Source organism: Bacteroidota bacterium, assembly GCA_016194975.1.
GTDB lineage: Bacteria > Bacteroidota > Bacteroidia > Palsa-965 > Palsa-965.
Genome location: JACQAM010000026.1, coordinates 1 through 25,913, shown reverse-complemented (window position 1 = coordinate 25,913; position 25,913 = coordinate 1). Strand labels below are relative to the sequence as shown.

Sequence of the window (25,913 nt, the reverse complement as noted above, 5' to 3'; positions counted from 1 at the left end):
ATGAAAAAAGTACTGGAAAAACTCTTCGCGCACGAAACACTCTCGCACCAGCAGGCGGGCGACACGATCGCGCGCATAGCGGCAGGCGAAGGAAATGAATCGCAGGTTGCGGCGTTCATGACGGTTTATCTCATGCGCCCTGTGACGCCCGAAGAACTCAGTGGATTCCGTTCTGCATTGCTGGAATTGTGCATGCGTGTCGATCTGCCCAATGAAAATACGATCGATCTGTGTGGCACAGGCGGTGACGGAAAAAATACTTTTAATATTTCTACCACTACTTCGTTTGTTGTCGCCGGCGCCGGAGGAAAAGTGATCAAGCATGGCAACTATGGAGTTTCTTCCGTGAGCGGTTCTTCGAATGTGCTGGAACAATTAGGATACAAATTCCCGAATGACAATGATGTGCTGAAAAGATCACTCGACCAAAGCGGAGTTTGCTTTCTGCACGCACCGCTTTTTCATCCCGCGTTGAAGCGTGTTGGGCCCATCAGGAAAGAACTCGGTATCAAAACATTTTTCAATATGCTCGGGCCGTTGGTGAATCCGGCAAAACCTTCGCATCGTGTGAATGGAGTTTTCAGTATGGAACTGGCGCGTACTTATCATTACATCGCGCAACATTCCAATGAGAAATATGTGATCCTGCATTCGCTCGACGGTTATGACGAATTATCATTGACAGGAAATGCAAAGATATTCCGGAATAACGGGGAGGAAATTCTTTTCCCGATTTCATTCGGAATGGAAAAACTTCTGCCTTCCGATTTACTCGGAGGAGCAACCCCGGCAGCGGCTTCGGAAATTTTCATGAATGTGCTGGAGAATAAAGCAACTGTTGCGCAAAAAAATGTTGTCATTGCCAATGCGGCGCTTGCTTTGGAATGCCTGGGAATTGAAAAGGACAGGAGCGCTGCTGTTGAAAAAGCAAAAGAGGCCATCGATTCCGGCAGGGCAAAAAGATCGTTTCAGAAATTCATCAATGTAAAATGAAAAATATCTTAGAGGAAATAATCGCGCACAAGCGGAAGGAAACAGAAGAAAAGAAATCTCTTTACCCGGTAAAACTGCTGGAAAAGAGTTTGTATTTCAACACAACCCCGGTTTCCCTTGAAAAATATATTCTGCGAAAGGATCTCAGCGGGATCATTGCTGAATTCAAGCGACGTTCCCCTTCGAAGGGGATCATCCATGCGTACGCAGATCCTGGCGCGACCACGCTCGCGTATATGCAGGCGGGCGCATCCGCGTTGTCGGTGCTCACCGATGAAAGATATTTCGGCGGAAAGAATGCAGATCTTGAAGCAGCGCGCCGTATCAATTATTGCCCGGTGTTGCGAAAAGATTTTGTTGTGGACGAATACCAAATCATCGAAGCAAAATCGATTGGTGCAGATGCAATACTTCTGATCGCTGCAGTGCTGACGAAAGAAGAAATAAAAAAATATTCTTCGCTGGCTTTTTCTCTCGGGCTGGAAGTGCTGCTTGAATTGCATGAAGAAAATGAAATGGAAAAGATCGGCGATGGAATTACTCTCATTGGCATAAATAACCGCGATCTAAAAAATTTCGATGTGAATACAGAACGTTCTGTTATAATGGCCACGCTCCTCAGCGATCAGTTCACACTCATTTCCGAAAGCGGAATTTCAGATCCGTCCATCGTTCTTCAATTGCGTGAAAAAGGTTTTTCCGGATTTCTCATTGGAGAAGCCTTCATGAAAAATTCCGATCCCGGAAAAGCGTGTGCGAATTTTATTTCCAGGTTAAAAGCAGAAGAATTGCCGGCTCCCAACTCTCCGCTTAAAAAGGCGGGCAAACCTTCTCCCAACTCCAATCTGATATGATCGTTAAAGTCTGTGGTATAGCTTTCAATGAAGACCTCATTTCGGTATCGCAAATGCATGCCGACTATGCAGGATTTATTTTCGCCGATAATTCCCCGCGTTATGCAGCCGGAAAGATCGACCCGGAATTATGCGCTTTACTTTCACGGTCTGTTCCGTCAATGAAAAAAACCGGCGTCTTTGTGAATGCCGATGCAGACGAAATAAAAGACGCGATTGAAATTTATCGTCTCGATGCGGTGCAGTTGCATGGAGAAGAAAGTGTAAGCGATTGCCGGAATCTCCGCGAAAAAGTACAGGTGATCAAAATATTTTCAATTGAAGACGGGAATTCATTCGAACGCTGTGCGGAATATGAAGGCGCTGCGGATCTTTTTCTTTTTGATACCGCCGGCCCGCTTGCAGGAGGAAATGGATTTTCATTTGCATGGGAATTACTGAATGAATATAACGGCAGCACACCTTTTCTCCTGAGCGGCGGAATTGGCCCTGCTGATGTTCTTAAGATTTACGAAGTGCATCATCTTTCATTTGCGGGAATAGATGTGAACAGCAGGTTCGAATTATATCCCGGCAAAAAAAATATTGAGATGCTCAAACCATTCGTCAACGCATTCAAACAATCATCACATGAATTACGCAGTCTCTGAAAAAGGTTATTACGGCGAATTCGGCGGAGCTTTTATTCCCGAGTTGCTTTTTCCCAATGTGGAAGAACTCCGTTTGAAATATAGTTCGATCATGGAAGATGATTCTTTCCGCGCGGAACTGAATGATCTTCTGCACAATTATGTGGGGAGGCCAACCCCATTGTATGAAGCGAAAAGATTATCGGAAAAATATTCTGCGAAAATATTTCTTAAACGGGAAGATCTTTGTCACACCGGCGCGCACAAAATAAATAATACGGTCGGACAAATTCTATTGGCAAAACGTCTCGGAAAAAAAAGGATCATTGCGGAAACTGGAGCCGGGCAGCATGGTGTGGCAACTGCCACCGTGTGCGCACTCATGGGAATTCCGTGCGTGGTGTACATGGGAGAAAAAGATATTCAGCGCCAGGCGCCGAATGTTGCGCGAATGAAAATGCTGGGCGCTGAAGTCCGTTCTGTTTCTTCAGGAAGTAAAACGCTCAAAGATGCGACCAACGAGGCCATCCGTGACTGGATCAATAATCCGGAAGACACGCATTACATTATTGGTTCTGTGGTAGGCCCGCATCCGTATCCCGATCTTGTTGCGAAATTTCAATCTGTGATCTCGGAAGAAATAAAAAAGCAACTGAAAGAAAAAACAGGAAATGAAAATCCTTCTGTTGTTATCGCTTGTGTAGGCGGAGGAAGTAATGCTGCCGGTGCATTTTATCATTTCCTGGAAAATGAAAAAATAAAACTCATTGCGGTGGAAGCAGCAGGAAAAGGAATTGATTCCGGATTTTCTGCAGCGACTTCTGTATTGGGAAAAACAGGAATCATTCACGGAAGTAAAACACTGTTGATGCAGAGCGATGACGGGCAAATTACTGAACCGCATTCCATTTCCGCAGGGCTGGATTATCCCGGCGTTGGCCCTTTGCATGCGGCGCTGTGTAAATATGGAAGGGCAGAATTTCTTTCTGCAACAGATGATGAAGCACTGCAGGCAGCTTTTCTATTGACAAAATTGGAAGGAATAATTCCTGCGCTCGAAAGCGCACATGCGGTCGCTGCGTTGGAAAAAATAAAATTCAATAAGGATGATGTTGTCGTGATCAATCTTTCCGGTCGCGGCGACAAAGATCTTGAAACTTACATCCGTTCAATTAATAATTAACAATTGTAATGAATCCAATAGATAAATTATTCTCGGAAAAGAAAAAGAATATCCTGAGTGTTTATTTCACTGCGGGATTTCCGCAATTGAACAGCACAACGGAAATTCTTTCTGAACTTGAAAAGCGAGGTGTTGATCTTGTTGAAATAGGAATGCCTTTTTCTGATCCGTTAGCGGATGGTCCTGTTATTCAGGAGTCATCACGCATTGCGTTGGAGAATGGAATGAGCATCAGTATCCTCTTTGATCAATTCAAGGATTCAAAGATTCAAGATTCAAAATTGCCGAAAGTGCTTATGGGGTATCTTAATCCGGTGATTCAATTCGGAATGAAAAAATTTCTGGATGAGTGCGTAAAAAATAATATCAGCGGTGTAATTCTTCCGGATCTTCCTGTAGAAGTCTATGAAGAAGAATACAAATCATTTTTTGAAAAAGCCGGTGTGTATTTTATTTTCCTTGCTACGCCGCAAACTTCAGAAACGCGATTGAAAAAAATTGCGGCGCTGAGTAAAAGTTTTGTTTATCTCGTTTCAACTGCATCCACGACGGGCAAGAGTAGAACTTTTTCTGATGAACAAATGGTTTCACTAAGGAAAGTTCGGGAAATTATTCCGGAGATTCCGGTTCTTGTTGGTTTCGGGATTCATGATTTTGAAACAAGAAAAGCTGCTTCGGAGAGTACGAATGGAGTGGTTGTCGGAACCGCTTTCATCAAAGAATTAACCAATGAAAAAAATATTTCCAAAGCAATAAATAATCTGATCAATAAACTTTCAATCGGGCAAACTATAGGTGTAAAGTAAATCGGGCAGTCCCGCCTTCACTGCGTTTAGTCGGGCAGGCACCTCGACTTCGCTCGGCACAAGGATAGAAGCGGGATCCTTTTGTGAAACAAAAGATAGAGCGCCCGCCCGAACGACGTTCAGTCGGGCGGGGATAGCCCGGCCGCCCGCAAAAAATTAAAATACAGGAACAATCAGAATCTTAAAAATTAAACCATGATCATTCAATTAGAAGAAAACATTTCACAGCAGGATGAACATTTTGTGAAAGATGCTGTTGCAAAATCCGGCTATTCGCTTAACGAAGTAAAAACAAAACGGCAGCGGTACCTTGTTTGTGTTGGAACACAACCCTTCGACATTCGCTCCATCGGGAACCTGGCGGGCGTGCGCGATGTGCATTACGTGAAGGATGCAAATAAACTCGTGTCGCGCGAATGGAGAGTGAAAGAAACGGTGATCGATCTCCATGATGGTGTTGTGGTAGGTGAAGGAAATTTCTCCATCATGGCCGGCCCTTGTTCTATTGAAAGTGAAGAACAGATAGAAAGTACGGTGAATTTTCTGGTGAAAAATAATGTACGCATCATGCGTGGTGGAGTTTTCAAACCGAGAAGTTCGCCTTATGCGTTCCGTGGAATAGGAATTGACGGACTGAAAATATTTTTCAAACATTGCAAACAGAATGGAATAAAGATCGTGACGGAAGTGATGCAGAAAGAACAGATAGAAGAAATGTATGAGTACGTGGATGTTTTCCAGGTGGGCGCGAGGAATGCGCAGAATTTTAATTTACTCGACGCGCTTGGTGAAATTGAAAAACCTGTTCTGCTCAAGAGAGGAATTTCCGGAACGATCGAAGAGCTGCTTGCTTCCGCAGAATATATTTTCTCAGGAGGAAATGAAAAAATAATGCTCTGCGAGCGCGGCATACGCACGTATGAGAAAGCGTATCGCAATACACTTGACCTGAACGCCGTTCCCATTCTTAAATCGCGTTCGCATTTGCCGGTGATCGTCGATCCTTCGCACGGCATAGGCATACGTGCGCACGTGGAACCGATGGCGCTCGCTGCCGTGATGGCCAGCGCCGATGGAGTGATCGTGGAAATTCATGACACACCGGAGAAAGCTTTTTCGGATGGACAGCAGACGCTTAACTTTGAGGAAGCGGAGAAACTGATAAATAAAACGAGAGCTGCATATCAATTGAAAAGATCATTTTGATGGAAGAGATGTGAACTTAGTGAAACTTCGATCCTTTGAGCCTTCGTGGCCTCGAGTTTGTTTATATAGCCGCTAACGAGGACACGAGGACACGAAGGAGCACAAAGCAAATCAATAAAAATTGAGTAGTGTGACAAATAAATCAGACAACGTTGAAAACAGGACCACCATGAAAAAATCTGATGCTATGAAAGTTTTAAGAAAGCTCCCGGATGAATTCGAACTTGATATCTTGATTGAACAACTGATCATAGTAAATAAAATACGGGAAGCTATTAAAGATGTAAAAGAAAGCAAAGGAATTCCGCATGAAAAAATGAGGCAAGTTGTAACAGGATGGAAGAAGAGGAGTATTAAATGAAACTCTCCATCATCAATTACGGTTCAGGAAATATCCAGTCAATTAAATTCGCATTGGAGCGTCTGGGTGTGCACGCGCAAATCACGGAAAATGCTGAAGAAATAATTGCTGCCGATAAAGTTATTTTTCCAGGAGTAGGTGAAGCTTCTTTCGCGATGAAACAGTTGCATGAAAAAAATCTGGTGAATGTAATTCGCTCGCTTAAACAACCGGTACTCGGAATTTGTTTGGGCATGCAATTACTGTGCGAACATTCGGAGGAAGGCAACACGGATGGGATCGGGATTTTCAAAACGCAGGTGAAGAAATTTTCGCATTCGCTCTGGACAAAATCAAAAGATGAATTGCCGGCGGGAGTTTATGAAGTGAGAGACATGAAAATTCCACAGATTGGCTGGAATACGATCACCGGACTTAAAGGAAAATTATTCGCCGGAATTCCTGAAAATGCATTCGTTTATTACGTTCATGGCTATTATGCGGAGAATTCTGAAAATAATTCGGCGACATCAGATTATATCTTGTCGTACGCTGCAGCGGTTTCAAAGGAAAATTTCAATGCAGTTCAGTTTCATCCCGAAAAGAGCGGTGCGGCAGGAGAAAAGATACTTCGTAACTTCATTGAACTATGATCACGATCATACCTGCTGTCGATATCATTGAAGGGAAATGTGTCCGCCTGACGGAAGGAAATTACGCGAGCAAAAAAATTTATCGTGAAGATCCGCTCGAAGTGGCAAAGGAATTTGAAGAGGCGGGAATAACGCGGTTGCACATTGTGGATCTCGATGGAGCAAGAGACGGTTGTGTACGCAACCTGAAAATTCTTGAAAAAATTTCCCGTTCCACAAGACTGCTCACCGATTTCGGAGGCGGAATAAAAACAATGACAGAACTTGAAAATGTGGTTTCGGCCGGCGCAACTTATGTTTCCATTGGAAGCATGGCGGTAAAACAACCACAGGTGTTCGATACGTGGATACAGAAATACGGCCCCGATATTTTTTTCCTCGGCGCCGATGTGCGCAACGATAAAATTGCAGTGAGCGGCTGGCAGGAACAAACGGAAGTGGACGTGGTGGATTTCATTCGCCAGCAAATGACAAAAAGAATTGCACACGTTTTCTGTACCGATATTTCACGCGACGGTTTACTCACCGGACCCAACATGACTTTTTATCGCCATCTTTTATTTCAGTGTCCCGGCCTTCGTCTCGTTGCGAGCGGTGGTGTTTCCTCTATGAAAGATGTGGAAGCGCTCGATCGTTTGGGTTGTGAAGGAGTCATTGTTGGAAAAGCAATTTACGAAGGGAAGATTACGCTGAAGGAACTGAAAGCAATATGCTAACGCATTAGCGCATTAGCAAATTATCACAGTCCGAATCCAAACAACATTCTCACCGCATATTTTTCTCTCGCATTCAGCACAAGATTATTTGGGGCATCATCCGTTTTATGAAGATTCATCCATTGCGGCATGAAACCGATAATGATGAAGTGTCCGCTGCCTGCATAAAATAAAGTAGGCCCGCCCATAATCGCAGAAAAATTCCAGTTCCCATTTTCAATTTCATTACTGTTGCGCATTTCCAATCCAAGTCCCCATGCCGGTTTGAGCATGTGCATGTACGCGAGATCCAATTCGGGCTCGTATTCAGTGGAGCGGATGGTTTTACCTTTTTTCGAACTGTAATAAATTTCCGTTTCATTTACGAGATTCAAAGCGAAATTATCTTTCGGAAATTTTTTGTCGAAAATGAGTTTGTTCTCTAATTCAAATTTACCGGGAGCTAAACCATATTCTGCGTAAAGTGTAAATCCAATGGGCGCAGTTGCGTCGGTGAGCCGCCATTTCCATTCGTTGGAAAAAGAAAATTCGCTGGAGTGAAAAATTCCGTCAACATTGGTATTGGCAATTCCACCAAGTGTATCGAGGTTGGCGCCGAATGCTGCGTGCGATGCGTTGAAATAAAATGCAGATTGAATTCTGTCCGTCAGGCCAACTTCCATTTCAAGGCGCGTATCGAGTCGCTGGTAAAAATAATTTCTTCCATAACTCCACGTCGACCACGCCTCAAGATCTTTCGCACCTTTGGGAAGCGTGGTGCATTGGTACGTCCACACATATTGACGGTCTTGCGCATGAAGTATGGAAAAAAGAGAAAGCGTTCCAGCGAAAAATGTTTTTGAAATAAGTTTCATGATTTTTATTTTTTTTAGTTAATAGAATTTCACTCCATGATGCATGGATGTTTTTTTCTTTTCAGTGTTATAATTAGCGCTCCTTTTTCTTTGTTCCTTTCCCAGGCGGTGGAGCATCGCACATGGTCAGTATGTAAATTTTTATTCTCTGATATTCTTCATCATTCAGTTTTGCGTCGTTTTTCATTCCGGGAAGTATCGTATCCCATTTCTGAGAATTGAAATCGGCCGGCTGATGGAGATAATGACAACTGCCGCATTTTTCATTGTATAATTTTTGCCCGTCACTTAATTGCTGTACATCGGCATTTGCATTTATCTTTTTTGCACGGGCTACATCATCGTCGCTGAACAAGGCAACAGCAGTTCTGCACGAAAAAATAAAGGCCGCAAGCATCAGTAGTAGGTATGTTTTTCTTCCGGCTCTCACCTGTTTTGTTCTTTAGATTAATTCTAAACAAAAGTATCTCGTCTCAGGAAATCATCAATACCCCGAATTAGGTATTTGAAAAGGATCAGTTTTGATGAAATTGTTTTTTCATCCTGCTATACTTCTCATTCTGAAAATGCTAAGCTCATTGGGAAGGATTATATTTGCTTTCGTTTATGATGAAGATCAGTTTTTGAAAATGCTCACAAAAAGAATCATTCCCTGTCTTGATGTAATGAATGGGCGCACGGTGAAAGGTGTAAACTTCGAAGGACTGCGCGATGCCGGCGATGCGGTGGAACTTGCGTCGCGTTATGCAGGTGAAGGTGCTGATGAACTTGTTTTTCTCGACATCACGGCGACGAATGAAAAAAGAAAAACAATGAGTGAACTGGTGCGAAGAATTGCTGCAAGAATCAATATCCCTTTTACGGTTGGTGGTGGAATTTCTTCAGAAGAAGATGTTGCAGCCCTGCTCGATAACGGCGCCGATAAAATTTCTGTGAATACTTCTGCTTTCAAAGATCCTTCTCTTATTGAAAAATTGGCGAAACGTTTCGGCAGCCAGTGCGTGGTAGTTGCGATCGATGCAAAGAAAACGGAAAATGAATATTTTGTTTTCCTTAATGGAGGCAAAGTGAAAACAGAAAATACTGCGCTCGAATGGGCGTTGCGCGCGCAGGAACTTGGCGCCGGAGAAATTCTTCTCACTTCAATGAATGCCGACGGAACTAAAAATGGTTTCGATCTCGATCTCACACGCGGAATTTCAAAAGCAGTGAACATTCCTGTTATTGCTTCGGGCGGTGCAGGAGCAATGCATCATTTTCTCGATGTGTTCCGCATTGCCGATGCCGATGCCGCTCTTGCAGCGAGTATTTTTCACTTCGGGGAAATTTCAATTCCTTCCCTGAAAAAATATCTCGCGGAGAACGGAGAACCCATGCGTTTGCAGGATGAATTTACAATACAGAAATAATATGACTCCCGATTTTAAAAAATATCCCGACGGACTTATTCCTGCCATCATTCAGGATGAGCAGACGAATAAAGTGCTCATGCTTGGTTTTATGAATGCAGAAGCATTGGATAAAACCAAAAATGAAAACCGCGTTACTTTTTTTTCACGGTCGAAGAATCGCTTGTGGACGAAAGGAGAAGAGAGTGGAAATTTTCTTGATGTGAAAAAAATTGCACTCGATTGTGATAACGATACGCTGCTAATAAAAGTTCATCCGCATGGGCCCGTATGTCACACGGGAGCGGACACGTGTTGGGGCGAGATCAATGCAGGAAATTTTCTTGAACATCTTGAAAAAATAATTCACGCAAGAAAAAATGCCGATCCTTCTGCGTCGTACACCGCTTCTCTTTTTTCGAAAGGAATAAATAAAATTGCACAGAAAGTAGGAGAGGAAGCGACTGAAGTGGTAATCGAAGCGAAGGATAATAACGATGAATTATTCCTCGGCGAATGCGCCGATCTGCTTTTTCATTATTTGATATTGCTTGCCGCGAAGAATAAATCGCTTGGAGATGTGATAAAAGTGCTGGAGAAGAGGCAGAAGAAATAATCTGGATGTCGAGCACTATTCGTAAATTATTTTTAAGCTTTATTTTCTGATCTTTTGTAAGCTGTCCGATTTTCTTCAAGAATCTCGTATTGTCAATGGCACGAACTTGTGTATATAGTTTTTATATAGTTTTCTATTTTCTCAATTATTGTCTTGTCCGGTGATGTTATGCGTCCCCAACCGTCAGAAGCAGAGCCTGGAATTGCTAATTCCAATGTCCACTTAAAATTGTCGAGAGCTTTGTATCGAGCTATGTCATTAAGATCTGTCGCTTTAAATCTTAGGTCTGTAATCTCATGGAAAATTGCATAACAACCATTGGAATGCCAAATTGATTTAAGATTATTAAAGTCCGATTTAGTAATTTCAAAATCCATGTCATACCGTTTAGGTTTAGGTATTACAGTTTGATTGTCGCACGGAATACTTAAGAAAAGAGGGGAGTGGTCTTTTCCATGATGTTTGTAATTTTCAATTGTAATATTTTCCGCACCTAAATTTGCAGCAAACATTATTACATCTGTCGGGCAGTTATAAATTTCAAGAATGTAGTACTTGTCTTGTATGTCTGCCCGATTAAACTTTATCATAGATGTCCATTTAAGATTTCCGAATTGTCTGTCCGCCCCTATTAGTGCTAACGTTTTGCAGATTGGAGAAGTGGCGGATTTGGAACACAAAACTGTCTGCACGCACCCAAGTTTATTTATTGCTCAATGTTTCTATTCCGACGTCCGCCCGCTGACGCAATTGCCCCGTGTTATGCGGCATTGCGAACGTATCGCTTGATTAACCTCAGGTCTTTTTGTTTGTGTCTTTTTTCGTCTTCGATGTCGAAGTCGTCCTGAAGTCCGAGCCAAAACTTAGCGGAGTTACCAAAAAATATGGAAAGTCTGAGAGCGGTGTCCGCAGTTATTCGTCTGTTGCCTTTGACAATCTCAGAAACTCTTGTCTGAGGAATACCTATTTCTTTAGAAAGCCGGTACGCACTAATGTCAAGTGGAATTAAAAATTCTTCTTGGAGAATTTCTCCGGGGTGAATGTTTTTTAGTTTTTTCATTGTCTTAGTGATAGTCGATTAATTGAACATTACTTGCATTTCCATTGTGCCAATGAAAAATGATGCGCCATTGGTTATTTACTCTGATGGAATGAAAGTCTTTGAGATTTCCCTTGAGTCTCTCAAGCATATTTGAAGGAGGAATCAATAAATCTTTTATGTCTACCGAGTTATTAAGCATTCTTAATTTTCTACGAGCTTTTTCTTGTATGTCTGTCGAGAAACTTTTTACACGTTCGCCTTCCCATATTTTTTGGATCGTCTTGTCACCGAAAGATATAATCATAGTATCGAAATACGTTACTAACGTTAAAGGTAAGCAATTAATTCGATGTCTGCAAATTTATTTTTTGGCTGTCGGATAGTCGGAAGTGTCTGTCTGAGCAATGACGCATAATGCAAGAATTGCCCGCTGCGGAGTGAATGCATCGGAAAAAGTGATTTTAAAAAATTGGATGACAGCATACACAAACCGCTCTACGATGAAATGCACGAGCGACTGAAAACACAAAAAGCAAAACAACTGAAAAAAATGCGCAGCTCAACGGTCGAACCTGTCCTTGGCACACTGATTAATTTCCGCGGGATGAAAAGAATTTGGACGCGCGGAATTAGTCCCGATAGCTATCGGGAGCCAATAAATTCATGATCGGCGCCGCGATTGCGTACAATCTCAAAAAGTGGATGAACTACAGGGAGAAAAAAATAAAAGTGGTGGCGATGGAGATGAGGAATCCCGAAGTCTCGGGAGAAATTCAGAAGACGATGAACATTTTTTTGTTGTTTATGAACATTGTTTTTCGCTGGAAAATATTTTCCGTTTGCCATTAACAGAAAAAATTGTGTTGTGAATTTCGGAGGAGCGGGAATGAGTTGCGCTATTCGGGCGAATAGGGGAATTATTTTTTGAAATTGAGAGTTGTGCCTGCCCGACCCAAACCGGGCGGGCAACGGCCACCGCTGTTATGCCCAGTGCTGTTGTCATCTGTGTCCGCTAGAAAAACTGTCAGCCGAGAAAAGCGTTGTATAATTGCGATGCTGTCCACCGTGCTTTTTTTTGTCTTTTTTTTTCCATTGCGAAATTGTCCACCGTGTAACTGTCTGTCAAGAAAGGCGAATCATAATATTTTACAATTAATTTCAAAAATTCCCAAAGGCACTTCAATAATTTTTTGATGATAAAATCCATGTCCATATAATCCATCTTCTCCGAAACATTCTCCATGGTCGGAGCAAATAATAACCACTGTCCCTCTTGAAATTGTTTTTTCAATATTACAGATTAAATCTGTGAACATTAAATCCAAATATTCGCAAGCACTAATCTGTTTATTCATTTCATCTTGTAAAAAACCATAGTTTATAAATGAACGCATTCTTGAGCGTGAATTAAGAGTGGGTTCAATTTGTCTTCCGTATTCATATGGTTCATGAGTTTCTCCAAAATTTATTAAAGCAAAAAATGGTTCTTTAATTTTAGAAATTGTTTCAAAAAATATTTCACATTGCTTTTTGGCATTAATTGCAGTATAAAAGAATTTTTGAAAACCGTCTGTTAATTCAATGTGTCTAAACCATTCCATTGCTCCTATTCCCAATGTGAAATATTTTTTTTCATTAAATCCTTCTATTATATTCTTTGTCCCACCTCTAAAAGTTACCAAACTATTAGTTGCAACTTCTCTATTGTTGATTCTGAATAATGATTTCGCAAACCTATTATAATATGGTATCTTCTCATACACGGAAGGTAAAATGCCTTGGTAAATTGATTTATGAGAAGGTAAGGTGTATGTTCCTTGAGAATATGCTTTGCGAAAGGAAGATTTGCCTTTAATATATGGCATATTAGCAGAACAAAATGTATCCCATCTGCAACTGTCTATTGTAACGATTAAATAGTTTGTTTCAAATTCTTTCATTCAATTGGATTCCCATAAATTTAAAAAATATTTATAAAGATAAAAAACTTTATTCGGTTCTTTTTCCATCCAACCGATACTTTTTAATCCAATCGTGTCACTTCTATATTTATCGGGAAAATATTTTCCGTGCAAACATTTTTGTCCGTCAAAAATTGCTAAAAAAGTTGAAGGGAACATTTCCATTTTCTTAATTTCAAAAGATGAAATTATATTATCTGTTTTGGCTTGGTTTAATTTATTTGAAACGAGATTAATTGAATCGCTAACAGCGGAAATTGATTTAGTTTTATCATTGACATTTTTATTATTAGCATAATATGTTTTTATGCTGTCATCGTTTGGAAAAATCAGTTTAACATTTTTCACCTTTATCTCATTATTTACAAGTGATTCAATAAAATGATTTGCATTTATTGATATGATTATTAATTCCTCATACTTTTTTCCATGCGTCCAAAATTCCGTTTGTGATTTAATATTTGTAATGTCTGATTCATTCTTTTTTTTGTGCTCTTTTATTATTTCATAAACTAAATTTATACAAAAACCAACTTGAAATGATATTAAACCCAAAGTAACGATTAAGTAATTGTCTTTGACTTTATCAAAAATTGTAAAATATAAAACAGTAAGCAATGGTAACAATGCAAGAATGAGGGCTATCCAAAACTTTACTTGGTGTAAAATTTCGTTCCAAGTTAATTCTCTTTTTCCTTTTTTCATTTTTGTAGTTGATTTATATTGTCTAAATAAATTTTTCCTCTATTAATAAATTCGTGTCTGAATCTCATAAAATATTTGTCAAGAAAATTAACATAGCCCACTTTATTGAACTTTGATTGCTTAAATTCTCTATACAGTTCATCATTGTCCATGCAATATTCTATGTAATTTGTTTTATGGCAATAAGGAATAATTTTTTTGCTTTCTAAAATTTGAATATTTCTTTCAACTCTTTTTTTCAATTTCTCGTTGTTTGAAATATTTTTTAAAATATCCGGATTAGTTAATGTTCCATTGACTTCTTGTAAAAGTATTGAATTTATAAAATTAAATTTATCAAGTGAAATAGAATTGTAGTTTAAAGCCATTGTCCCTAACTGTGATTTAAAGCGTGATTGAAACTCAAAAATTCTAAAACCGTCATAATGTTTTGCTTTTTCAAATTCATACAAACTAAAAAACTTAAAATGATATAAGTCGAGTTTGTCTATTTGATTTATTTTATTTTGCAAGTCGTCTCTTATTTTTTTTAAGTCGTCAAGTCCGAGATTGTCTTTTAACATTATTATTGAATCGTAATCGGAATTTGTCAATGGAGTATTGTCGTTGCTGGATGCTCGGCTACCAATTAAAAAAATGTCCAGCAGTTGTAGTTTGTGTCTGTTACAGAAGTCACAAACCATTTTGTTAATGTCGTTGTAGTATTTGTCAGTTGTCAATGGTGTCTGGCTGTTTTTTAGCATTGGGCATAACGTTTTGCAGATTTGCGATGGGCGGGCGTTTCAGCACAAATGTTCATTCGGAGAACTGAACTTTCGGCTACCACAAAACTGTCTGCGGAGCACGAAACCCCGCCTATTGCAAATGTGCTGTTACCTGCTGCCCTGCTGTCTGTTCGAGGCAAAAGTGTTTGAGGTCTGCACCAAAGGTTGTTATAGTGGCTAATCATTATTCTGAAAGTTGAGTAAGATAAAAGTCTAGCTTTTCAATGTTTTGTCCTGCGGCCATTTTAAAATCAGAACAAATCCTTTTTCTATTTTCATTGTCACCAACAATAATTTTTGTTACTTGAACTTTGTCAACAAGAATTTCCCAGCACGGCTTAAATGTCTTGCCGCCTTGCCAATAACTTTTTGCTATTTCTCTCAAAGCGCTTTCTTGCCCAATTATTTTACTCATTATTTCTGTCAAGTTCATATCTCCACGGTGATAAAATACTGTGTCTGCAAGTCCTATTACTTGATAAATTTTACTGTCTGTCATTACACAAGAAAACCGAATTGCGTCTGAAAGTTCTGCAAAAATGAAAAGTCCAGATTTTCTATCTCCTTGCTTGTCTATTGGCTTTTCTTCCTCTAAAATTCGTTCAAGAGTTTGCTTATCGTCTGTGAAACTGGTCGAAACTTGATAAGAGTTTTCTGGAGCAATTAATGTTTCTCCGATGGTGCAATCTCTTTTATCTACACGATACATATTTTTTGATTTAATGCGTTTCAAATTTGTTAAGAAATGTCTGAAGTTTCATTGAGCAAAATATTTCAAATAAATAAAGCTCTTCGTGATTGTCAATTGGTAGCAAAGCAATTTTTTGTCTTAACAGAAATTCCTTAACAGGTTCTACTTCTGTTTTAAAGTTTAATTCTTTTCTATCGCCAAGATGTTTTTGTCCAGTCAAAAGCTCGTAGCGTATTAGTCCAATGTTGTATGCAAGTGTCGAAGTGTTGTGGTTGTGTCCTTTCGTGTGTTGAAATATTCGCCCGATAACACCCTTTGATATACCAACATAGAAAGGACAGTTGTCATTTAAGAAAACATAAAGCCCGATAAAGTCATTTTTGGTCTTTCCACTTTTAGTTTCATACTCTCTTAGCCATTCACTTTTTATTTTACCGTCAGCAATTAATTTTTTTGTTGCTGCAACTTGTCCTATCCTAGCCCCGAAGTAATTACCAATTTCAAAACAGTTTGCAGTCGGGTCAAAGTTTGCGAATTTGATTTCAAAGTCCTTGACTAAATCTGAAAATGACTTTTGGAAAGTCCGCTTAGCTTTAATTGTTGTCAGAATTTTAGTTTCAAGTTCGTTGTTTGTCATAGTTTATTTTCATGCAATTAGTTTGATGTTCGGAGTGTCTCCAAGTAACGTTCCTCAGCTTTGCGTTCGGGCGGGGTGACGGGACGAAGTCCTGTCCCCCGACACGAATGCAAATGCGATGTTACAAACTTTCCCGCACCACCGAAGCCCGCCTGACGCAAAGGTGATGTTAGTGGCTGGCAATTTATTTTAGTATGTCGTCCAGTCCGTGAAATGTTGGTTCGTTGTCTGTCCAGTCGTAGTAGAGTTGCTGTATTCCGATATTGTCCAGTCGTTTTTCAACTGTCTTGCTTAGTTTGTCTGGGAAAACTGTCACGAGTTGAACTTCATTTTTAATTGGGATGCTGTAAATGATTAACTGTCCAACGGCAGAATAAATATTTTGTGTTGCAGAACTTGTTTTAATTTCAAATAGTGTCTGGATTTTATTGTCGTTATGGATGAATAGGTCACGGTTTCTGTCGTTGCCTACTTTGTATTTTCTTTTTTCAAGTTCACGCGCTAAAGCATTTACAACTATTCCGTGTGTTCTGTCAATGACTGTCTGTCCTTCACGCTCAGAGATTGTCTGTCCTGAATGCTCGTCTGAGAATTGGAAGTTGTTTAACTCTGAAAAACCGTTTGTCTGTCCGCTGTTGCCAAGGTCTTTTATTCTCCTGATTTCAAAAATAAAATCTGCAACTTGTCTTGGAAATAATTTTGAATTAAGTTGTCCGACAAGACAGAATTGATTTTCGGTGTCTCCGTCCATTGCTGTCACAAATTCTCCTCTGAAGTTTCCAACGAAGAGATTTTTTCCGACACCAGGTTTTCCTCCGCCAATTTTTCCTCTATGTAAGACGAGAATGTTTCCATTGGGCTCTCTTCCAAATGCTCCAGCAACTCGTCTGTCAATGTCTGTCTTTGGAAAATTAATTTCTCCAGTAAGAGAATTCATTTTGTCCTTGATGGGTTCGCCAACTCCGAAGCCGTTCCAATATCTATTTAATTCTGTCTCGTTGTATGTCAGCCAAAAATTCAAGTCTGTCGAATATTGAACGGTGTCTTGAAAACTGCCCGCAGGAAAGCCTACAAAAATTGGCACTTCTTTGTCTAAGTATTTGTCAAGCGACTTGTGAAACTGTCTATGAAGCAGTTTTATTTCTTTGCTGTCGGAGATTATTTCTACCATCGGTGTCGTTTTTGTTGCTTGCCACTAACGGTTTGCGGGTTTAAGAAGTTGGCGATTTCGGAGCACAAAACTGTCAACCTGCACGAAAGTTTGATTGGAAAACCGAACTTGATTTAACCACTGAACCGCCAATTTCTTAAACCCCTTGTTATCGGTAGCTCTTCTGTCCGTCCGAAGATGTGTAGTGTCAAGTTTACACACACTTTGTCCGAAGCGATTTACATTAGAAGCGGTGTCTGTCCGTGTTTGCACTGTGCGTTTGGGTTTTTAATTTTTTTTGAAGCGTTGGAAAGAAATTTTTAAAAATGATTTTTCTTTTTGGGTGGAGAAAAAAATACTCTCTTGCAAGCTTTGGTTTCAGCGTTGGCTTTAGCGGCTTGCAAGAGTGTATTTTTTTGTGCGTTGACTTTTGTCATAATGGTGTTATTGAATTTGCCAATCGTTTTTCGTTTCCTTGTCTTGTCGTGTAATAGCGTTGCTCAATTCCGTAGAGAAGTTGTTTTAATTCTTCTTCGTTTGAAATTGTAAAGTTCTCATCATTCTCGTCAAAGTTTAAGTCAGCACAATACTCTCTGATGTAAGTAAAGATGTCTTGCTTCTGTGCAGGTGTAAACTTCTCTAAAGATTGCATTGCTAAAGCAATTCTCTTTCTGTTTGCTTTCTTCACATTGTCAGCCGAAAAGTCCTCACCAAGTTCAATGAAATCGTTCTCCAAAAATTCTTCTGTTTCCTCTTGTGTCGCTTCACGATACAAAACGTCAATGCCTTTGAAAATACTTGCGATTGAAGAAAGATTTTTGAAATAAAGTGTGTCCTCGTTCTTCACATAGATTGCGTCTGCAAACTCGTCAATAACGATAATGGGAGCATCTTCATACAAAGTCGGCTCGGCTGAAAGTGTGAAATATTTTTTGCGGATTAACTGTTTGCTTGAAATCTTTTGAAAGTAGTAAACACCTGTCTGATAAGCACAGAGAAAGTCAATTTTTGTATAGTCGGCTTGTGCAATTTGGTTGTAGTCAGCCGAAACAAAACGCCTTGTCAAAAGGTCAATGCAATAATCTTTCTCCGAAAATTCGGTTATAGCAAACCAACTGTCCTCGTCAAGTTTGTGGTCAGCATCATATTCAACGGTGTTATTCAAATCGTCAGGTAATTCAAATATTTCTTCGTCAGAAATTACTTTGTAGTAATCACCGTTTCTGCCTTTTGTTTTTGCGATTAAATGGTTCATTGCTATTTTTCTTGGTCAATAAATGTAAAGTCGTTAATGCGTTTAAGTTTTGGAAACTCAATTTTACTTGGGTCTTTCAGTTGCTTTTTTGTAATCAAAAATATCTTGATGTTGTTTGCTGTCGTCAAGTAATAAAAGTGATACCCAAAAAGCAAAAACAAAGGGTTAAAATAAAGTGTCTGAGAAAGGAATGTAAACAGAAACAAGATTGCAAAAACAAAAATTAAAGTGTCGCAATATGGAACACTTAACGCCACAAAGAAGTAACCCAAATAGCTTGGCAAATAAGCATTGTTTGCCTGTTCAATTTCTTTGATTGCAGAAACACCGTTTTCTTTTTCAATGCTGTCGTTAGCCAACCACTTTGATAAAAGCAAACTCAAAAAAGTCAACACAACGGGAATGAGAAAGTAAATTGAATAAGAAACAAAATGTGGGAGGTTTGCCAAACGCCACCACAACACATTCAATACTTTCTCGGTCTTTACCAAATACACAACTAGTATCAACGAAGTTGCATTGAATGTGAGAAATAATCTGAATAACAAGTTTACCATTTCTTTATGATGTCATACCGTTTATAAATCTATCCACAAAATCCACAATCTTTTTCAAAATCCTATCGCCAATTTTTTTGCGTTCTAAAAGTTTTGGCTCACTGCCTTCAATCAATTGCAACACTTCATCTCTTAGCGGTTCTCTTTCTGCATACAAGTAATCTTCAATTAAAGATTGCGTTCTGTCGGCTGATAGATTTTCTTCTTTTACCAATTGCTCAAATGCTTTCTGTTGTTCTTCGTTCCAGAATTTGTCAAATGCTTCGGGTATATCGTCAGTATCTTCAATCACTGGCAAATTCTCCTGAATGAATTTTTCAATCAGTTCTTTCTTGCTTCTTAAAGTAACATCGGTGCTTAACAAGTTGAAGATTTCCTTTTCTGCTTGTGTTACAACTTTCTGCACTTGCGATTTCAGTTTTATGAGCAACTGAATGATGTAAGCAACATTTATTTCATCTCGGTGAATGAGTTCCAACTCAAAGTCCACATCTTCTAAGATGGAAACCTTTTCCTTTTGATGATTGCTTTTTACTTTATCGTAAAGGTCAAGATATTTGCTTTTGTAATCTTCAAACTTCTGTTCTTCTATTGCTAAATCTGTCCAGCTAAAATCGGCAAACGCTGTGAGAATATTTTTTATCCGCATCAGTTCTCTGAACGCTTTTATAAATTCCAATTCATCATCTTCGGTTTGCAATTCGTTTACGCTGCTTACTGTTGGTGCAATTTTCAACAAGTCAATTACTGCATCGTTGAACTTCTTTACATAGTCCTCATACGGTTTCATTATGATTACTTCAATCGCTTCTTTGTTGCTGAATAAAGTAATTGCTTCGTCTGTTGCGTATTTCAGATTTCTAAAAACAATGATGTTGCCTTGTGATTTCTGTTCATTTAAAATTCTGTTTGTTCTGCTGTATGCTTGTATCAATCCGTGATACTTCAAATTTTTATCTACATACAAAGTGTTTAAGGTTGGGCTGTCAAAACCTGTGAGAAACATATTTACCACAAGCAAAATATCAATCTTGCGTTCCTTAACTTTTTTAGAAATGTCGTTGTAGTAGTTGTAAAAACTTTCGCTGTCCTTGGTTGAAAATTTCGTTTCAAACATTGCGTTGTAGTGATTAATAAACTCGTCCAACTTTTCACGGGTGTGTTTGTTTGCCCCAAACTCTACTGTTGGTTCTGCAACTACATTCAAATCAACCCTGTCAAAATCTCTTTCAAAATCAAAAATCCCGTTTGCATCTAAATCATCTTCGTTGCTGTTGTAGCTGAATACGGTTGCAATTTTCAGGTTGTGTTTTCCTTCTTCTTTTTTCCGTTGGAGTATTTCATAATACTTTATCAACGTTGGAATGCTGTTCACACAAAACATTGCCGTGAAATCTCTATTGTGTGTTTTGCGGTTATGATTTTCAAGAATGTAATCAGCAATTTTTTCTAATCGTTTGCTGTCTTCCATTAACTCTTTCGTGTCAATGTCTTCCACTTCAATATCAATTTCGGTGGCGGTTTCTTTTCGCTTGTATTTGCCAACATATTCCACTGAAAACTTCAAAACATTTTCGTCACGGATTGCATCTGTGATTACATATTTGTGCAAACAGTCCTGAAACAATTCTTTAGTAGTGCGTTTACCTAATTCGTTTTTTACTGCATTGTCGGCAAAAATTGGTGTTCCTGTAAAACCAAAAAGTTGAATGTTGTTGAAGAAGGAATTTATTCGTTTATGTGTTTCGCCAAACTGACTGCGGTGGCACTCGTCAAAAATGAAAACTATTTTTTCGTCTTTCAACTTTTCCATTTTTACCAAATACTGTTTCTTACTGATTGCAGTGTTTAGTTTTTGAATGGTGGTTACAATCAATTTTGTATCGTCTGAAAACTGCTGAACCAATTGCTTTGTGTTGTCTGTGCCGTCAATGCAACCTTTGCTGAAACTGTTGAACTCTTTGTTGGTTTGGTAATCCAAATCTTTTCTATCAACTACAAATACAACCTTTTTCACCTGTGGCAAATTCATTAAAATCTGACTGGCTTTAAACGATGTCAAAGTTTTTCCGCTTCCTGTGGTGTGCCAGATGTAACCGTTTTTGTTTGTATTTTTCACTCTGTCTATGAGTGCTTCCACTGCATAAAACTGGTAAGGTCGCAACACCATTAAAATTTTATTGGTCTCATTCAGCACAATGTATTTGCAAATCATTTTGCTGATATGACACGGTTCTAAAAATTCAGAAGTGAAACCGTTTACAATATTTGTGAGCCGTTTATTTTCCTTGTCTGTCCAAAAGAAAGTTTGCTTAAAACTTTGTTGCCTGTTGTTGGCGTAATACTTTGTGTTTACTCCGTTACTGATTACAAAAATTTGCAAATATTGAAACAGTGCAGAGTTTGCACCGAATGAATGTCGTTGATAGCGGTTGATTTGATTGAACGCTTCTTTCAATTCAAGCCCTCTGCGTTTCAATTCTATTTGCACAAGCGGCAAACCGTTTATGAGTATTGTAACATCATAGCGGTTTTTGTATTTGCCTTCAATGGTAACTTGATGTGTAACTTGAAATTGGTTCTGACACCAATGCTCTGATTGTATAAACTCAAAATATAAATTCTCTCCGTTGTCTCTTACAATGTGCTGCTTTGCTCTTAGCGTTTTTGCTTTTTCAAATACTGAACCTTTGCTTAAAATGTTCAACACTTTTTCAAACTCTGCTTTGCTGAACTGAATGTTGTTGTGTTTCTCTAACTGTGTTTTAAGATTGGCAATTAAATCTTTCTCGTCTTTAATCAACACCAAACCGTAACCCAACTTTTGAAGTTGTGCTACCAATTGTTCTTCTAATATATGTTCGGGTTGCTTCGCCATTAACAGAATAGATTTTGTGAAAGAGTTTTTTTGAATTGAAGCGTTTGCTCTAATTGAATTTCAGTTTGATTTATTTTTTTGTTTACCTCCGAAAAGAAACTTGAAATTCTTTTTTGTTCTTCAGGTGATGGAATAGGAACTTCTATTTTAGAATATTTGGAAATCCAATGTCTTTCGTGCCCACCAATTTCATACTCTATGTTTCGCATTGCTTCATAAACAAACTCAATATTCACACCTGCTTTCGGTTTTAGAATTTTCATTGCAGATGATTTTGCTTTAAACGGAAAGTCAACAAACTTAAATGCTGTTGTAAAGTCATCAAAAATTATTACAGGCAACTCATTGTTGTAGATGCCTTCGGTTTCATTGGTATAACCTAAAACAAAAGTTTTCCCTGCTGTAAGAACTGGTGTTTGGTAGTTGTCGTCATAATCTGTGCTTGCAACCAAATATTTTGTTGGTTGTTCGTAATCTAACAAATCAGAAAGTGGAGTTGAGCTCCATTCTGAAAATGATTTTCCTTTTTCGTTTTTAAATCTCAACTCTTGTGAGAATATTTTTTGCAGCACACCTTTTTTGTATTGCTCCAAAAGATTTTTCTTCTCTGTGAGTTGAGAAATCCTTTTGTTTATTGAAGTTAGAAAAGATGCAATTTTAATTTGCTCACGGTGTTCGGGAATTCTCAACTTTAAGTTTTCAAATTCCTTTTGCCCAAGTGTTTTGTTTCTTCCTGCACCGCCAGGCGAAGCAAGTTCTAATTGTGCTTTTCCCTTTTTCGTTAAGAAAAAATGTAAGAGATAATCAAGGTCAGAAACATTTTCAATTGGCAAATACATTGGGAAACGATGTGAACCAATCAATCCAATTTCTTTATCAGTTGTTTTGGCAACTGCTTGTTCCCAAGCAAAAATGATATTTACAATAAGTGCGTTTGGCTTTAGCCAATACACTCTTTTGTTTCCTAATGTTTTTCCGTCAACTAATTCTTTGTGAAATATTCCTTTGCCATGTGAACGAATTCCAATTTGCTGATAAAGTTTTTTTGGTTCAACATCAACTGGGTCTGAAATTCTTGTTGTCAATTTTCCAAATGGTTTTTGTTCCCATTCTCCTTTAAATTCAGGGAAACGCAATTGCGGTATGTTCTTTTGCTTTTGCATTTTTAAAAAGGAGTTTCAATTTTTAATTCTTTACAAAATGCTGCAAGCGTTTTGTCTGTTGTTTCTATTTCTTTGTTCAATGCTTTCAACTTTTTGGAAATAGAATTTAAGTCAACTGTTTCTTCTGCTTCAAATGTGTCCACATACTTTGTAATGTTTATGTTGTAATCATTCTCTGCAATTTCTTTCAACAAAATTTTTCTGCTGTATTTTTCTTCTTCGGTTCTATTGCGATAAGCGTCAATTATTTTTTTGATGTCGCTTCCACGAAGCACACTTTGATTTTTTGCTTTTTCAAAATATTGGCTTGCATCAACAAACAAAACATCTTCGGGTTGCTCTCTACATTTTTTAAAAACCAAAATGCAAGTAGGAATTCCTGTTCCGTAAAAAATATTTGCAGGCAAACCAATAACTGCATCCAAATAATTTCTGTCCTCAATCAAATACTTGCGTATGTGCTTCTCTGCACCTGCACGAAACAACGCACCGTGTGGTAACACAATTGCCATTGTTCCGTTCTCTGCCAAATGATGCACCATGTGTTGCACAAAAGCAAAATCGGCTTTGCTTGCAGGTGCTAATTTTCCGTATTGGCTAAATCGGTCATCACTCGTAAACAAAGGGTTTGCACTCCACTGTGCACTGAATGGCGGATTGGCTACAATGGCTTCAAAAGTTTTTCCTAAATGCTGTGGGTGTTCAAGTGTGTCCTCTTGCTTAATGTCAAACTTGCGATAATGCACACCGTGCAATATCATATTCATTCGTGCAAGGTTGTAAGTAGTGCGGTTGAGTTCTTGTCCGTAAAAGTTGCTTACTTCTTTTACTTCTTTGGCAACTCGTAACAGCAAAGAACCTGAACCGCATGTTGGGTCGTAAACAGATTTTAGTTTTTGTTTTCCTGTGGTTACAATTTTCGCCAACACTTTACTTACTTCCTGTGGCGTATAAAACTCACCTGCTTTTTTTCCTGCACCACTGGCAAACTGCCCAATGAGATATTCGTAAGCATCACCCAACACATCCAACTCGGTTTGCTCCAACTTGAAATCAATATTGTCAAGGTGCGATAGCACCTTTGCAATTATTGTATTTCTTGCTTCGGGTGTTTTGCCAAGTTTGGTGCTGTTCAAATCCATGTCCTCAAAGAGGTGGTCAAAGTCCTCTTCGCTTTCCGTTCCCATTGTAGAAAGCTGAATGTTGTTGAGGATTTTTTGAAGGTCGCCTAAAATAAAATTGTCCTTGCCTTCTTCATCGCTGTTGCCTCGTTTGGCAACTTCACTAAACAGTTCGGAAGGTTTTAAAAAGTAGCCCAACTTTTCCAATGCTTCTTCACGGATGGCTTCAATGTATTCTTTGCCCTGCTTGCTGTTTTCTTTTATGTCTTTGTATTTAATCTTGTCGGCTTTGAGAATGGCATTTGCATAAATCTCCATTTTCTCGGCTAAGTATTTATAAAAGATAAAACCCAGAATGTAATCCCTGAACTCATCTGCATTCATCTTACCTCTAAGCGTATTGGCTATGTTCCAAAGCTGTTGTTCAAGGTTTTTCTTTTGGTCTTCACTCATTTATTAAATATTTCTTATGGTTCAAAGTTAAAATTTATAGCACTTACTTATTCACGAAGAACGGACTTTTAAAGCGGTGGAGAAAACACTCTTTCATTTTTTTTCGGGTTGGCTTGTGTGTCGGCAAAAAAATGAAAGTGTGTTTTGTGCGTTGGCAGAAAAATCATTTTTAAAAATTTCGTGCGGTGGCAAAAAAAATTAAAAACGAAGGGTTGCCTGTCCGTTAATAGCGATGTCTGTCCGATATGTGTTTTGTCCTGTGTCAGTTTGTTAATTGTTCGTCAGTTTGATGTTAGCACGGTCGCCAATAGAGTTACCGATAACGTTTTGCAAGTTGGAGAAGTGGCGGAGTTCGGAGCACTTCACTGTTCCGCAGCACAAAGGTAAATAAATGCACTAAAGTTTCTACTTGCATGTCACCCGCCATTTCTCCAACTTGCTGTTACCTGCTGTGCTTTAGGCTGTGAGATTAATATTCTTTCAATGAGTAATCTGTCGTCACCTCGACTAATTTCATTTTCCCTTTTATTAATTTTGTCTTTGTATTAGATACCGAGTTGTAATTATTGTCTTTGTCAGTAATTATTTTTCGTTCATCTATTTCAATCAAGGTCAATTTTCCTTTAATGTACTGATATGTTTTCCATATTTGATCCTGTGGCGCATATAAAAGATTAGAAGATAAAATTAAAAATTTGTCATGGTCAAAGTTTGGCTGAATGATTTTATCTAAAGTTGTGTCGCGCTCGAATTTTAGTGTCTTATTGTTATATGCCCAAGAAAAATAAAATATGTTCTGTGGGTGAAGTGTGTCAAAAGATTGAATTAGCATAATGTCATTATACCCGTCAAAGTTTATATCTTCAATTCTAAATAGGCTGAATGTGTAGTAGGATAAAAGGATGTGTCTGCCAGCAATATGATTTTTCGGAGTGGAAATTGTTTGGACTAATTGACTGTCTGCTTTATTTATTATCGAGATTGATTTTGACCAATATTCATAAGTCGACAAACTGCCGGTTATTAGAGTGCTGTCAAAAGTCAGTTTATAAATGAAGTCATCATCAGATTTTAGCAATACTGTCTCGGCAGTTGTCTTGCTAACGAAAACTGTGATAGTTAAAATAAAGAATGAAAGTCGTCTCAGCATTGCAGGTAACTCGTTTATATCTCCCATTCTTTGATCCATAATGTTCCAAATCCGGAAAGTATGTCTCATAAAATGAGTTATATCAAATTTAGTTTTTCGATGTCATATTTCCAACTCATCAAATGGACTTCTGATCTGCTGAATACTT

General features: G+C 38.7%; 30 protein-coding genes. 13 read left to right on the top strand and 17 right to left on the bottom strand.

Going from position 1 to position 25,913, the window contains the following annotated elements; all coding sequences use genetic code 11:
* The 9 genes from trpD (at position 1) to hisA (ending at position 7,380) form a co-directional block, all read left to right on the top strand.
* Positions 1–993, top strand: coding sequence for an anthranilate phosphoribosyltransferase (gene trpD, locus HY064_16685; GenBank protein MBI3512299.1), 993 nt, complete (start codon positions 1–3; stop codon positions 991–993).
* Positions 990–1,847, top strand: coding sequence for an indole-3-glycerol phosphate synthase TrpC (gene trpC, locus HY064_16680; GenBank protein MBI3512298.1), 858 nt, complete (start codon positions 990–992; stop codon positions 1,845–1,847). Before trpD ends, trpC begins: the two co-directional genes overlap by 4 nt.
* On the top strand, positions 1,844–2,497 hold the full coding sequence (locus HY064_16675; GenBank protein ID MBI3512297.1) for a phosphoribosylanthranilate isomerase: 654 nt from the start codon (positions 1,844–1,846) through the stop codon (positions 2,495–2,497). The genes trpC and HY064_16675 overlap by 4 nt, the downstream gene beginning before the upstream one ends.
* Entirely contained in the window at positions 2,478–3,659 is a 1,182-nt protein-coding gene (gene trpB / locus HY064_16670; protein MBI3512296.1) for a tryptophan synthase subunit beta, read from the top strand. The genes HY064_16675 and trpB overlap by 20 nt, the downstream gene beginning before the upstream one ends.
* 8 nt (positions 3,660–3,667) lie before the next feature.
* On the top strand, positions 3,668–4,465 hold the full coding sequence (locus tag HY064_16665) for a tryptophan synthase subunit alpha (GenBank protein ID MBI3512295.1): 798 nt from the start codon (positions 3,668–3,670) through the stop codon (positions 4,463–4,465).
* A 195-nt stretch (positions 4,466–4,660) separates the two neighbouring features.
* Positions 4,661–5,671 (top strand): 3-deoxy-7-phosphoheptulonate synthase, encoded by a 1,011-nt coding sequence (gene aroF, locus HY064_16660; GenBank protein ID MBI3512294.1) that lies wholly within the window; start codon positions 4,661–4,663, stop codon positions 5,669–5,671.
* A 130-nt stretch (positions 5,672–5,801) separates the two neighbouring features.
* Positions 5,802–6,032: a hypothetical protein gene (locus tag HY064_16655; protein MBI3512293.1), complete on the top strand. Its 231-nt coding sequence runs from the start codon at positions 5,802–5,804 to the stop codon at positions 6,030–6,032.
* A complete protein-coding gene (hisH, locus tag HY064_16650) occupies positions 6,029–6,664 on the top strand; it encodes an imidazole glycerol phosphate synthase subunit HisH (protein ID MBI3512292.1) in 636 nt (211 codons plus the stop codon). Before HY064_16655 ends, hisH begins: the two co-directional genes overlap by 4 nt.
* The gene (gene hisA, locus HY064_16645) at positions 6,661–7,380 is read left to right on the top strand and encodes a 1-(5-phosphoribosyl)-5-[(5-phosphoribosylamino)methylideneamino]imidazole-4-carboxamide isomerase (GenBank protein MBI3512291.1); all 720 of its coding nucleotides are present in this window, start codon (positions 6,661–6,663) and stop codon (positions 7,378–7,380) included. The genes hisH and hisA overlap by 4 nt, the downstream gene beginning before the upstream one ends.
* A gap of 23 nt (positions 7,381–7,403) precedes the next feature.
* Here the strand turns inward: hisA and HY064_16640 are convergent, their stop codons facing one another.
* Positions 7,404–8,234, bottom strand: a complete 831-nt coding sequence (locus tag HY064_16640; protein MBI3512290.1) for a hypothetical protein — start codon at positions 8,232–8,234, stop codon at positions 7,404–7,406.
* 73 nt (positions 8,235–8,307) lie between these two features.
* Positions 8,308–8,631 carry a hypothetical protein gene (locus HY064_16635; GenBank protein ID MBI3512289.1) on the bottom strand — a complete coding sequence of 108 codons (324 nt, stop codon included), beginning with the start codon at positions 8,629–8,631 and terminating at the stop codon, positions 8,308–8,310.
* Between the two features lie 232 nt (positions 8,632–8,863).
* Here HY064_16635 and hisF point away from each other — a divergent pair, with 232 nt between their 5' ends.
* A complete protein-coding gene (gene hisF / locus HY064_16630) occupies positions 8,864–9,643 on the top strand; it encodes an imidazole glycerol phosphate synthase subunit HisF (protein MBI3512288.1) in 780 nt (259 codons plus the stop codon).
* 1 nt (position 9,644) lies between these two features.
* Entirely contained in the window at positions 9,645–10,238 is a 594-nt protein-coding gene (locus HY064_16625; protein ID MBI3512287.1) for a bifunctional phosphoribosyl-AMP cyclohydrolase/phosphoribosyl-ATP diphosphatase HisIE, read from the top strand.
* 92 nt (positions 10,239–10,330) lie between these two features.
* Here the strand turns inward: HY064_16625 and HY064_16620 are convergent, their stop codons facing one another.
* The 3 genes from HY064_16620 to HY064_16610 all read right to left on the bottom strand — a co-directional run bounded on the left by HY064_16620 (position 10,331) and on the right by HY064_16610 (position 11,584).
* Complete coding sequence (locus tag HY064_16620) at positions 10,331–10,828, bottom strand: hypothetical protein (GenBank protein ID MBI3512286.1); 498 nt, start codon at positions 10,826–10,828, stop codon at positions 10,331–10,333.
* 170 nt (positions 10,829–10,998) lie between these two features.
* Positions 10,999–11,298, bottom strand: coding sequence for a HigA family addiction module antidote protein (locus HY064_16615; GenBank protein ID MBI3512285.1), 300 nt, complete (start codon positions 11,296–11,298; stop codon positions 10,999–11,001).
* A 4-nt stretch (positions 11,299–11,302) separates the two neighbouring features.
* Positions 11,303–11,584, bottom strand: coding sequence for a type II toxin-antitoxin system RelE/ParE family toxin (locus HY064_16610; GenBank protein MBI3512284.1), 282 nt, complete (start codon positions 11,582–11,584; stop codon positions 11,303–11,305).
* A gap of 126 nt (positions 11,585–11,710) precedes the next feature.
* Here HY064_16610 and HY064_16605 point away from each other — a divergent pair, with 126 nt between their 5' ends.
* Positions 11,711–11,947, top strand: coding sequence for a transposase (locus HY064_16605; GenBank protein MBI3512283.1), 237 nt, complete (start codon positions 11,711–11,713; stop codon positions 11,945–11,947).
* A gap of 31 nt (positions 11,948–11,978) precedes the next feature.
* Entirely contained in the window at positions 11,979–12,149 is a 171-nt protein-coding gene (locus HY064_16600) for a hypothetical protein (GenBank protein ID MBI3512282.1), read from the top strand.
* Between the two features lie 267 nt (positions 12,150–12,416).
* Here the strand turns inward: HY064_16600 and HY064_16595 are convergent, their stop codons facing one another.
* The 12 genes from HY064_16595 to HY064_16540 all read right to left on the bottom strand — a co-directional run bounded on the left by HY064_16595 (position 12,417) and on the right by HY064_16540 (position 25,834).
* On the bottom strand, positions 12,417–13,220 hold the full coding sequence (locus HY064_16595) for a sulfatase-like hydrolase/transferase (GenBank protein ID MBI3512281.1): 804 nt from the start codon (positions 13,218–13,220) through the stop codon (positions 12,417–12,419).
* Positions 13,221–13,946: a hypothetical protein gene (locus tag HY064_16590; GenBank protein ID MBI3512280.1), complete on the bottom strand. Its 726-nt coding sequence runs from the start codon at positions 13,944–13,946 to the stop codon at positions 13,221–13,223.
* On the bottom strand, positions 13,943–14,689 hold the full coding sequence (locus HY064_16585; GenBank protein ID MBI3512279.1) for a hypothetical protein: 747 nt from the start codon (positions 14,687–14,689) through the stop codon (positions 13,943–13,945). The genes HY064_16590 and HY064_16585 overlap by 4 nt, the downstream gene beginning before the upstream one ends.
* A gap of 205 nt (positions 14,690–14,894) precedes the next feature.
* On the bottom strand, positions 14,895–15,443 hold the full coding sequence (locus HY064_16580; GenBank protein ID MBI3512278.1) for a hypothetical protein: 549 nt from the start codon (positions 15,441–15,443) through the stop codon (positions 14,895–14,897).
* Positions 15,430–16,038, bottom strand: a complete 609-nt coding sequence (locus HY064_16575) for a GIY-YIG nuclease family protein (GenBank protein ID MBI3512277.1) — start codon at positions 16,036–16,038, stop codon at positions 15,430–15,432. Before HY064_16575 ends, HY064_16580 begins: the two co-directional genes overlap by 14 nt.
* Before the next feature lie 184 nt (positions 16,039–16,222).
* On the bottom strand, positions 16,223–17,209 hold the full coding sequence (locus HY064_16570) for a hypothetical protein (protein ID MBI3512276.1): 987 nt from the start codon (positions 17,207–17,209) through the stop codon (positions 16,223–16,225).
* 412 nt (positions 17,210–17,621) lie between these two features.
* Positions 17,622–18,443, bottom strand: coding sequence for a hypothetical protein (locus HY064_16565; GenBank protein ID MBI3512275.1), 822 nt, complete (start codon positions 18,441–18,443; stop codon positions 17,622–17,624).
* A 2-nt stretch (positions 18,444–18,445) separates the two neighbouring features.
* The gene (locus HY064_16560) at positions 18,446–19,000 is read right to left on the bottom strand and encodes a hypothetical protein (protein ID MBI3512274.1); all 555 of its coding nucleotides are present in this window, start codon (positions 18,998–19,000) and stop codon (positions 18,446–18,448) included.
* A 4-nt stretch (positions 19,001–19,004) separates the two neighbouring features.
* Positions 19,005–21,878 carry a type I restriction endonuclease subunit R gene (locus tag HY064_16555; protein ID MBI3512273.1) on the bottom strand — a complete coding sequence of 958 codons (2,874 nt, stop codon included), beginning with the start codon at positions 21,876–21,878 and terminating at the stop codon, positions 19,005–19,007.
* Positions 21,878–22,567, bottom strand: coding sequence for a restriction endonuclease subunit S (locus HY064_16550; protein ID MBI3512272.1), 690 nt, complete (start codon positions 22,565–22,567; stop codon positions 21,878–21,880). The genes HY064_16555 and HY064_16550 overlap by 1 nt, the downstream gene beginning before the upstream one ends.
* Positions 22,568–23,043: 476 nt before the next feature.
* Positions 23,044–24,615, bottom strand: a complete 1,572-nt coding sequence (locus tag HY064_16545) for a type I restriction-modification system subunit M (GenBank protein ID MBI3512271.1) — start codon at positions 24,613–24,615, stop codon at positions 23,044–23,046.
* Between the two features lie 469 nt (positions 24,616–25,084).
* A complete protein-coding gene (locus HY064_16540) occupies positions 25,085–25,834 on the bottom strand; it encodes a hypothetical protein (protein ID MBI3512270.1) in 750 nt (249 codons plus the stop codon).
* Between the last annotated feature and the right edge of the window lie 79 nt (positions 25,835–25,913).

Excerpts from the sequence above, each read along its gene's own strand:
- HY064_16625 (MBI3512287.1), top strand. The coding sequence starts at position 9,645 with ATGACTCCCGATTTTAAAAAATATCCCGACGGACTTATTCCTGCCATC.
- HY064_16665 (MBI3512295.1), top strand. The coding sequence starts at position 3,668 with ATGAATCCAATAGATAAATTATTCTCGGAAAAGAAAAAGAATATCCTG.
- HY064_16585 (MBI3512279.1), bottom strand. The coding sequence starts at position 14,689 with ATGCTAAAAAACAGCCAGACACCATTGACAACTGACAAATACTACAAC.
- trpB (MBI3512296.1), top strand. The coding sequence starts at position 2,478 with ATGAATTACGCAGTCTCTGAAAAAGGTTATTACGGCGAATTCGGCGGA.
- HY064_16610 (MBI3512284.1), bottom strand. The coding sequence starts at position 11,584 with ATGATTATATCTTTCGGTGACAAGACGATCCAAAAAATATGGGAAGGC.
- HY064_16575 (MBI3512277.1), bottom strand. The coding sequence starts at position 16,038 with ATGACAAACAACGAACTTGAAACTAAAATTCTGACAACAATTAAAGCT.
- hisA (MBI3512291.1), top strand. The coding sequence starts at position 6,661 with ATGATCACGATCATACCTGCTGTCGATATCATTGAAGGGAAATGTGTC.
- hisH (MBI3512292.1), top strand. The coding sequence starts at position 6,029 with ATGAAACTCTCCATCATCAATTACGGTTCAGGAAATATCCAGTCAATT.
- aroF (MBI3512294.1), top strand. The coding sequence starts at position 4,661 with ATGATCATTCAATTAGAAGAAAACATTTCACAGCAGGATGAACATTTT.
- HY064_16545 (MBI3512271.1), bottom strand. The coding sequence starts at position 24,615 with ATGAGTGAAGACCAAAAGAAAAACCTTGAACAACAGCTTTGGAACATA.
- HY064_16590 (MBI3512280.1), bottom strand. The coding sequence starts at position 13,946 with ATGAAAAAAGGAAAAAGAGAATTAACTTGGAACGAAATTTTACACCAA.
- HY064_16675 (MBI3512297.1), top strand. The coding sequence starts at position 1,844 with ATGATCGTTAAAGTCTGTGGTATAGCTTTCAATGAAGACCTCATTTCG.
- HY064_16540 (MBI3512270.1), bottom strand. The coding sequence starts at position 25,834 with ATGAGACATACTTTCCGGATTTGGAACATTATGGATCAAAGAATGGGA.
- HY064_16555 (MBI3512273.1), bottom strand. The coding sequence starts at position 21,878 with ATGGCGAAGCAACCCGAACATATATTAGAAGAACAATTGGTAGCACAA.
- trpC (MBI3512298.1), top strand. The coding sequence starts at position 990 with ATGAAAAATATCTTAGAGGAAATAATCGCGCACAAGCGGAAGGAAACA.
- trpD (MBI3512299.1), top strand. The coding sequence starts at position 1 with ATGAAAAAAGTACTGGAAAAACTCTTCGCGCACGAAACACTCTCGCAC.
- HY064_16615 (MBI3512285.1), bottom strand. The coding sequence starts at position 11,298 with ATGAAAAAACTAAAAAACATTCACCCCGGAGAAATTCTCCAAGAAGAA.
- HY064_16640 (MBI3512290.1), bottom strand. The coding sequence starts at position 8,234 with ATGAAACTTATTTCAAAAACATTTTTCGCTGGAACGCTTTCTCTTTTT.
- HY064_16570 (MBI3512276.1), bottom strand. The coding sequence starts at position 17,209 with ATGGTAGAAATAATCTCCGACAGCAAAGAAATAAAACTGCTTCATAGA.
- HY064_16565 (MBI3512275.1), bottom strand. The coding sequence starts at position 18,443 with ATGAACCATTTAATCGCAAAAACAAAAGGCAGAAACGGTGATTACTAC.
- HY064_16560 (MBI3512274.1), bottom strand. The coding sequence starts at position 19,000 with ATGGTAAACTTGTTATTCAGATTATTTCTCACATTCAATGCAACTTCG.
- hisF (MBI3512288.1), top strand. The coding sequence starts at position 8,864 with ATGCTCACAAAAAGAATCATTCCCTGTCTTGATGTAATGAATGGGCGC.
- HY064_16595 (MBI3512281.1), bottom strand. The coding sequence starts at position 13,220 with ATGAAAGAATTTGAAACAAACTATTTAATCGTTACAATAGACAGTTGC.
- HY064_16620 (MBI3512286.1), bottom strand. The coding sequence starts at position 10,828 with ATGATAAAGTTTAATCGGGCAGACATACAAGACAAGTACTACATTCTT.
- HY064_16635 (MBI3512289.1), bottom strand. The coding sequence starts at position 8,631 with ATGCTTGCGGCCTTTATTTTTTCGTGCAGAACTGCTGTTGCCTTGTTC.